The sequence below is a fragment of the Rhodopirellula maiorica SM1 genome, assembly GCF_000346295.1.
GTDB classification, from domain to species: Bacteria; Planctomycetota; Planctomycetia; order Pirellulales; family Pirellulaceae; genus Novipirellula; species Novipirellula maiorica.
Genome location: NZ_ANOG01000252.1, coordinates 1 through 6,049, shown reverse-complemented (window position 1 = coordinate 6,049; position 6,049 = coordinate 1). Strand labels below are relative to the sequence as shown.

Annotated in this window: 4 protein-coding genes; 2 read left to right on the top strand and 2 right to left on the bottom strand. The window is 56.7% G+C overall.

Annotated features, from left to right (window positions below; all coding sequences use genetic code 11):
• Both RMSM_RS07775 and RMSM_RS07770 read right to left on the bottom strand, forming a co-directional pair.
• Positions 1 to 797 (bottom strand): fructose-bisphosphatase class III (locus RMSM_RS07775; protein ID WP_008693873.1); only part of this gene is annotated, 797 nt, incomplete at its 3' end.
• A 331-nt stretch (positions 798 to 1,128) separates the two neighbouring features.
• Positions 1,129 to 1,986: a transglutaminase family protein gene (locus RMSM_RS07770; protein ID WP_040764749.1), complete on the bottom strand. Its 858-nt coding sequence runs from the start codon at positions 1,984 to 1,986 to the stop codon at positions 1,129 to 1,131.
• A 61-nt stretch (positions 1,987 to 2,047) separates the two neighbouring features.
• Between RMSM_RS07770 and RMSM_RS07765 the strand changes: the two genes are divergently transcribed.
• Both RMSM_RS07765 and RMSM_RS07755 read left to right on the top strand, forming a co-directional pair.
• The gene (locus RMSM_RS07765) at positions 2,048 to 4,147 is read left to right on the top strand and encodes a transglutaminase family protein (RefSeq protein WP_008693870.1); all 2,100 of its coding nucleotides are present in this window, start codon (positions 2,048 to 2,050) and stop codon (positions 4,145 to 4,147) included.
• 816 nt (positions 4,148 to 4,963) lie between these two features.
• Positions 4,964 to 5,302, top strand: a complete 339-nt coding sequence (locus RMSM_RS07755) for a P-II family nitrogen regulator (protein WP_008693867.1) — start codon at positions 4,964 to 4,966, stop codon at positions 5,300 to 5,302.
• Positions 5,303 to 6,049: the final 747 nt, after the last annotated feature.

Here is a 6,049-nt window from a genome sequence, read left to right as displayed (position 1 = left end):
CCAATCCGTCGATATCGCAGCGACACACGAAGCACCGTGCAAATCAACGCCTCGTTTCCTAGCGATGCACCAAGCCACAATGCGTCATGGTTCCCCCAAATGAATTCCACATTGGGTTGCAGACGCAGGTAATCGACCACGCGGTCGCCACGCGGACCGCGGTCCCAGCAATCCCCACCGATAATCAGTTCGTCGACCGCCAAATTACGAATCAACCGCCCGAGCAGATGGATCAGGTGCAATGCACGTCCGCGTCGAACGAGTTCATCCAGCATCGCAGCAACAAACTCGGGTCCGCGTTCGGTCGACGGCGCGTGCAACATCTCTAACAGCAACTCGCTGTATTCGCGCGGAAACAAATTCGACGCCAATCGCAAACTAAAATTCGACACCAAATGACGAAGCAGTTCCAATTGTGACTTTAACATCCGCGCGGCGTAAGCCTTGACGTCCTCAGGTTCCTTCAATGTGTGTCGCAACCGCTCGGTCACTTCGGCGGGGTAGAATGTTAGCTTCAGAAACTCGGCCATCTCATTGGCATCCATCCGCTCTGAAAACATCTCCTCGACCAACGGACGGAGCGTACCGGATGCGTTGTTGATGACGTGCTGCAGTTTCTTGTCCTCCCCGTGAATATCGCTGATCACATGCACCGCACTCTTGGGAAGTGTTTGTACTGCCGCAAGCCGCGCCACCTCGGCGATCGCCGCGTCGACATTGGGATACTTCACCGCAAGCAGTTCCAAGACCGAAAGATCCGCTTCGGGACGTTTGAACGATAGTGACGTATTGAGCATGGCGAATTACGCGTCAAGACAAGATGGAAGGTCGATCGAAAAGGCGAACACGAAGTCGAACAGGCAGCAACCTGCATCGCGGCAGCTCCACTCAGGTAAATTGAGCATCGCAACAGCTAGCTTCGTCCCCCATCCTACCAAACTTGTAAGGCAAGCACGCCCGCTGTACCGCCGTTTACAGCGTTACTTTGTACCGATAGCCACGGTTCCTATCTGCAAACCAGATTAACCGCCGCTCATTTGTTCGGACTCGCCCGGTGTGCCCTGTCGGCCGTCGCATTCAGCGACAGCCTGGAAAGACGCGTGTGCACTGGTTTCGAGGCAGCGTTGTCTAGCCTTGCAACTCCGTGACTTCGACCTCGACTTCCATTACTGATTTTGCTTGTCCGTGATAGGATCCGGATATAGGGGGAATCCACTCCGGGTGTCGCGCGACGGCGACGGCAATGTGATCGCCGGCAACGCGAAGCCCGGCTGTGGAATCAAAACCTCGCCATCCGCTGCCGGTCAGATACACTTCACACCAAGCGTGCGTGGCGCCTTCGCCAGGCCCCAAATTAGGATCGTAGCGATACCCGCTGACGAAACGTGCGGCCAAGCCGAGGTGACGGCAGGCTTCCATGAACAAAGTCGCGAAATCACGGCACGATCCCGTTCCCTGTGCGAGGGTTTCCGATGGCCGCTGGACGCCAATTTCCTCGCGTCGGCCGTATCGCAACTGCGCCGGAATAGCTTCGTTCATCTGATTCAGTAGATCAAGCGTAGGCAACGATTGCCCCGGCTTCCAAAATCGCTCGATCCAATCCTTCAGCGATTCAGCACCTCGCGTGAAAACCGGCAACATATAGGGCAGCAAATCTTCGCGTTCGCCGACATCATATTGAAAAGGAAACTGTTGGACTCGCGTGTCCAAACGGACGTCGGTCGGCGTGTCCTCGTAGTGATCGATCACGACTTCGCTGTCAAATTCAAGGAAATCGGCCTCTTGTTGGAACGTCACCACCGCCACCGAATTCCCATGGGCGTCGCGATGCCAATGAACAGTATGTTCGGGTTGGATCGCCAACTGCGACGAGACAATACGGATATCGTGGCCTTCGCGAGGCCGCAGCATCACCTTGTGGGCGTGCAACTTGACCGGGTGGGGATATCGGTATCGCGTTTTGTGTATTATTTTTAATCGGCGCATGTATAAAGTTTATCGGACACAGCGCTCTTGAAACTACCCCTCGCGGCAAAACGACAACTCGATGGACTCAGTAGATGACGTGATGCAGGCATTGGCCGCACACGATGAAGCGGTGGAACGCTGCGGGCGGACGATTTGGGTTGGTGCCGAACCGACCTACACCGACCGCAACTCGGAAACACCGCAATGGCTATTCAATGCATTAGGTGACGACAAACTCCAACGTGGCCAGCGGATGCTGAAGCGGATTGCCGAAGCCAATCCTGGCGCGGCGGTCTTGCACTGCGTCGGGCGTCAATACAGTGGCGAACCGTGCCCGCGGTGGAGTCTGGGGCTCTACTTGCGTCGCGATGGCCACCCGATCTGGCAGGGACCACCCGATGTGCTACTCTTGGACGCCGACGATGCCAACCAGACAACCGTGGCGATGTCGGAATCGTTTGCCGCAGCACTGACCACCGTCTTGAACTCAATCGGTTTAACCGCTGCGACGCTCGACGCCCCTTTGGCTAACCGTGTCGTTTTTCGCACGGACGACGCCGCACCAGTTACCGACGTCACAGAGCAGCCACTTTTGAAACGACCGTCACTTCATGGCGAACAGGTCGAAGGTGCCGAGGTGACTGATTCGTTGGCCGATTCGGGAACGTACCTCGTGGTTGCTTCGGACACGGACGAAGGGTTGCGGATCGAGCTACCTCGGGTCCGTAGTGTCGATGAATTTGAACGTTTGCTGTCAGCCGTTTCGACGGCGGCGCGGCAATCCGAAGTGCCCGCGATCCTGCTTTCCGGTTTCCCACCGCCAGTGGACTCGACGGTAGCGTGGACCACCATCACTCCTGATCCAGCCGTGATCGAAGTCAACATGGCGCCGGTTGGGTCTGCGACCGATCTGCTTGCGAGACTCCGCGAATTGGCAGCCGCCGCGGACGACGAAGGGTTGGCGACATACCGGTTGCAATACAATGGCGTCGAGAGCGATTCGGGAGGCGGCGGGCACATTACCTTTGGCGGTATCGATCCATCGTCCAGCCCGTTTTTGACCGAACCAAGTCTATTGTCTAGCTTGGTGCGTTACTTCAACCGCCACCCATCGCTTTCGTACCTGCACGCAGTTGACTCGGTTGGCTCGGACAGCCAGGCACCGCGAGTCGATGAAACGCTCTCGCAAGCATTGCCGGAGCTTTCGCTTGCACTTGAGTTACTCAGCCGGGTGGAAAATCCGTTACCAGAGACAATCTGGGGCACGCTGGCACCCTTCTTGTCCGATCCATCCGGCAACAGTCATCGCGCCGAGATCAATATTGAAAAATTGGCCAATCCGTATCTCGGCGGCCGTGGACGGCTGGGTTTGGTCGAGTTCCGTGCGCTGCGAATGGCGGCGGATCCCGAAACGATGGCATCGCTGGCGGCGTTATTTCGTGCTATCGTTGCGATGCTTGCCGAGTATCCGACATCGGAACCGCTGATCGATTGGGGTGAATCGTTACACCAACGTTTCTCGCTGCCTTATTATTTGCAGCGTGACCTCCAAGAAGTGCTAGCGGATCTGGAATCTCATGAACTGGGATTGGCCGGCCCCTTGGTTGAGCGAGTGCTTTGCGATCGACACCGTCTGTTGAAGGCATGTGAACTAGGCCCATTACGAGTCGAATTGCGTCGGGCAGTCGAATTTTGGCCGTTGGTCGGTGATGTTGCCACGCAAGAACGCGGCGGTTCGCGGCTGATCGATTCGAGCACATCGCGAATTGAAATCCGCATGCGATCCGCGGGCCCCGAGTCACTCGACGATTGGACGGTGTCGGTCGGCGAGTGGTTGATTCCACTTCATGAGGAGACTGACGATGAGGGGGCATTGCGGTTATCGGGGCTGCGTTATCGCAGCTTTGTACCGCTGGGAGGACTGCATCCCACGCTCGGTGCCCAGTCACCGCTGACATTAACGCTGTCGCACCCGAGCGAAGGGACTTGGCAGATTACGCTGCACGAATGGCATCCGCTGGGGGAACCGTATCCGGGGTTGCCATCGACGATCGACGAAGCACGCGAGCGCCGCGCGGCACGCTGCGTTGTCAAAAAGATCGATGGTCCACCGGCGGCGTTAACACCACCGCCCGCCGAAGCGGTAGGCAAATGTGTCGTCGACCTACGCTGGCAATAGCCCGAAATATCGGACGCTGTTGGGCCTGCCTGTTTTGTTCATGTCGTCCCGTTGGGACTAGCGACGCGGTGTCGATCCGCGGTCCATGGGCTGACGCCCATAGCTACATCCTATCGCCACGTCGTGGCTGGGTGCATGGAATTTTGCCACGTTGGCAAATCAATACAGGGCGTGAGCCCGTGGATTAAATCGAAATCCGCGTCGCGAAGCCCTGAAGGGGCGGCATGATTGGGTCCTCGGTTTTTTCATGTCGTCCCGTCGGGACTAGCGACGCGGTGTCGATCCGCGGTCCATGGGCTCACGCCCATGGCTACATCCTATCGCCACTTCGTGGCTGGGTGTATGGAATCCTCCGTGTCTTGTCACTCCTGATGCCTCAAGATTGGGCGATTGCTGCTAAAGGATGTCGCACGTCCGCGGACCTCCGGTCCAGCGCCGATGCTTCTGCCTGTTTTTTCGAACGAGTCGTTTTGCGCCGCGTTGTCGCGGCTTCACGGCGGTTTCCGTTTGCATCGCACATTAGAAAACCGCGGAATTCGTCGTGTCACTTCAAATTTCTTCGGCCACCGCGAGCCGCCGCGATCAATCGCCACAACGCGGGCAGGCTCGTTGTGTTTCGGATGCATGCCTGCAGCACAACGACGTTTTGGTGCCGCTTGGCACGTAAATCGCTATCTTGATCGTGCTGCCTGGCAGTCTCGTCATCACCATGTTCGCCGCGTTGAATTCACATCTGACATTCCCGGCGTCTTTTATATCGAGGCTCGTCCAGCCATATCCAACGTGTGATACATCCGAGTCATAGCGCAGGTTACCATGAAAAAGATCGAGGCGATCATCCGGCATTTCAAGTTGGACACGGTCAAACAGGCATTGGTCGATCATGGTTTCGGCGGTATGACCGTGTCCGAGGTCAAAAGCTACGGTGACGAGGTATCACAGAAAGAAATCTATCGCGGTTCGCACTACGAATACGACTTCATTCCCAATATTAAGATCGAAGTCGTCGTTGGTGATCATCAACTGCAAACGGCACTCGATGCATTGCTGGCCGCAGCTCGCATGAATGCTGCCAGCGACGGCGACGTGCTGGTCACCGACATCGGCGAAGCGATTAGGATCCGGACCGCCGAGCATGGCGAAGTCGCGCTTTAAGCAGCCGTCTTTCCATATCTTAGCCGTTTTGGCGCTAGCCACGGTTCCGACATTTAACCGGGGTTAGCGGACTGCTAATTTGATGAAGGTTTCTAAGGCGAGGGGGTGGCTGATGGGTTACCTCGTGCGTCATTGGTTTATTCGACGGACTAGGAAGTCCATCGTACGACTAAATCAGCAGGCCGCTAGCCACGGTTCCGACGTTCGACCGGGGCTAACGAGCTGCTGATTTAATGAAGTTTCCAATGGCAAGGGGGTGGCTGATGGGTTACCTCGTGCGTCATTGGCTTATTCGACGGACTAGGAAGTCCATCGTACGACTAAATCGACAGGCCGCTTGCGCCCAAACGGATCGCTGTGAAGCTTTTCCTCGTAGCGAAGCTCGCTGAGAGTTTCGGTTTGACTCGCGTTGCCGAAAGTCGCTGCGACTTTCGCTACAGTGAACTTGCGTAACGGCTCACGGGATTTCACCCTATCATTCCTGACTACCCACACTGGTCATCGCGACGATGTCAAATGCGACCGCCAACGACTGGCTTCTCACGCTCTTTGAACACACGGCGGCGTGATCGGTACGGACTGCGGATGCAACATCAACAACTCGCGTTAACGCGGCGGACGATCGGCCGGGTAAAGCCATCGCTGAAACAACCAAGTCAACAGCGGCATGACGCCCCATGTCATCATCGCAACGCTGATCGCAGCAATTCCTGCGCTGCCGATCGCTGGAGGCAGCGAGACGGTGTA